Raw genomic sequence first — 2,122 nt, 5'->3', positions numbered from 1 at the left:
CGGCCTTTCTCCGGAGGAACGTTTTATCGTTTCTCTTCCTGCTTCTGATTTTTATGAAAAAGCTTTTGCGTTGATGCCTGCGCTTCGTGAATTTGCGTAACCGTCCCATTTTGGGCGGGTGGTCATATGAAGAGAAGCGGTAAAATCGTTCCTTTTTTCAAAGTCTGTGAAATGGAAGTTTTTCCGTTCAGGGAGCGGAATTTTTTTCCGCAGTCCGTAAATTTCCGATATCTCCTTCGCAGAATATATCCATTGAGCCATTTGCTGGCTCCGGGAAAGGATTGAAAGGCTTTGATGGATTTGAGTCGTGCCTGCAGATGAGAATTGTATGATTCAATGATATTCGTGGTCGTGGGAGCATGGGGAATGAGACTGGCTGCTGTGAGGTCCATGAATCTTTGATGAATTCGTACGATCACATTCAAAGCTATTTGATTCCCCTCATATTTTTTCAGGAGTTTGAATGCCCGTTTTGCGAAATCCGGTCGCGTGAGTTTCACGGTGAAAAGTTCTCGTTTGAGATCAAAGACCAATCCCCGATATTTCTCTTCCGTTCGAACGGAGAGATCCCTTCGGATATTCTCCAAAAAATGATTCTGACAGATCTGGATCATGACCCCGGGAAAGATATATCGGGCAGCCTGCTGGATGTTCTCATTGTCATCACAGATCACGATCTGGAGGGGATATCGAATACTTTTCAAATAGCCAAAATACTTCAGCCAGGATTGATAGCTTTCGGAAGGAGCCAGTGTGAAAACCGGAATATCATGACTCAAATAGTCGAGTCCCCAGAGGAGTGGAATCTTCTGTTCATATCCTTTCACGTTCACATACTTGCCATCCACCACCAGGATGCCGCAAAAACGATCACAGTATTTTTTCGTGAGATCATTGTTGTGGGGTAGATTTTGAAGTTCCTGAAAATACTGTCTGGCAATCACCGACTTGGATCTTTTTTCTTTATCTGCAATCTTGCGAAACGGTTTTCCATCCAGATGATCTTCTATGACGGACAGAGGCTTTTTTCGATGATCCAGCGAAAACCAGAAGAAACATTGTCGGCACTGGTATCGTTTCAGTCCTCTTCGTGAACCTTGCTTGATGGTTTTGAGACTGAGGCATTTCTTACAGCGAGGATTTTTTTAGGCATTGTATGGAAGGTTAGAGTAGTCTAACATTAGAATATCCGCTCCCTCATGGGCAACAGAACTATTTTTGCCCGCCCAAAATGGGACGGTCGCCAAAATCAGTCTATTCATCCAGAAAAAAATTCTGAGGTGCTTTTGTGAAGACCTCACGGCCACCAAAACAGCATCTTTTTTGGAACTCAATCGCAAGACCGTGGATCTGTATTTCAACCTGTTTCGCGAAAAAATTGTTCGGTATTCCATCGAAGAAGCGAAGTTTTCGGGAGAAGTGGAAATTGATGAAAGTTATTTTGGAGCAAGAAGAGTTCGAGGCAAAAGGGGGAGAGGAGCTGCCGGAAAAACACCGGTCTTTGGCATTTTGAAACGGCAAGGAAAGGTGTTTGTCACGATCGTGAAAAAATGTTCCAGAAGGGAACTTTTACCCATCATTCAAGGCAAAATCCTCGAAGGCAGTACCATCCATTCTGATGGCTGGAAGGCGTATGATGGACTCATTTTGAACGGCTACGATCATTATCGTGTGCACCACAGCAAGAATGAATTTGCGAGAGGCAAGAATCATATCAATGGCATTGAATCCTTCTGGAGTTATGCCAAACGAAGACTCTCCAAGTTCAACGGGATTGCTTCAGGAAAATTTCATCTCTATCTCAAAGAGTGTGAATTTCGGTTCAATTACCGCAAGGAAAATATGTATGCTAAAATGCTAGCAATTCTCAAAAAATATTAATGTTTGCTGGGCAATACCCTTGATTTATCTTTAGCTACAAAATCTCTTTCTCGGACACAGCGAAGAACAGAAAGAAAAAAAACCTCACAATTTATTGAAAACCGTCCTCATCGTGGAAATGACGGACATCGTTTTCTCGATTGATGCCGTCACCACGGCCATCGCATTCAGCAAAAAAATCTGGGTCCTCTGGATCGGCGGTGTCGCAGGAATTATCGCCATGAGATTCGCATCAGGATTT

General features: G+C 43.4%; 3 protein-coding genes. 2 read left to right on the top strand and 1 reads right to left on the bottom strand.

What is annotated here, in order from left to right:
* Window positions 1-122 precede the first annotated feature (122 nt).
* Entirely contained in the window at window positions 123-944 is an 822-nt protein-coding gene (locus tag HZA38_03645) for a transposase (GenBank protein ID MBI5414586.1), read from the bottom strand.
* Window positions 945-1,218: 274 nt separating this feature from the next.
* On the opposite strand from HZA38_03645, the gene HZA38_03640 reads away from it, so the two are divergent.
* Together HZA38_03640 and HZA38_03635 are read left to right on the top strand one after the other, a co-directional pair.
* A complete protein-coding gene (locus tag HZA38_03640; protein MBI5414585.1) occupies window positions 1,219-1,881 on the top strand; it encodes an IS1595 family transposase in 663 nt (220 codons plus the stop codon).
* Window positions 1,882-1,975: 94 nt separating this feature from the next.
* The coding region (locus tag HZA38_03635; GenBank protein MBI5414584.1) for a hypothetical protein at window positions 1,976-2,122 on the top strand (147 nt) is incomplete at its 3' end.

The sequence above is a fragment of the Candidatus Peregrinibacteria bacterium genome, from assembly GCA_016220175.1.
GTDB lineage: Bacteria > Patescibacteriota > Gracilibacteria > CAIRYL01 > CAIRYL01 > JACRHZ01.
The sequence above is the reverse complement of the archived record's forward strand: the minus strand, read 5'-3'. Positions and strand labels throughout refer to the sequence as shown.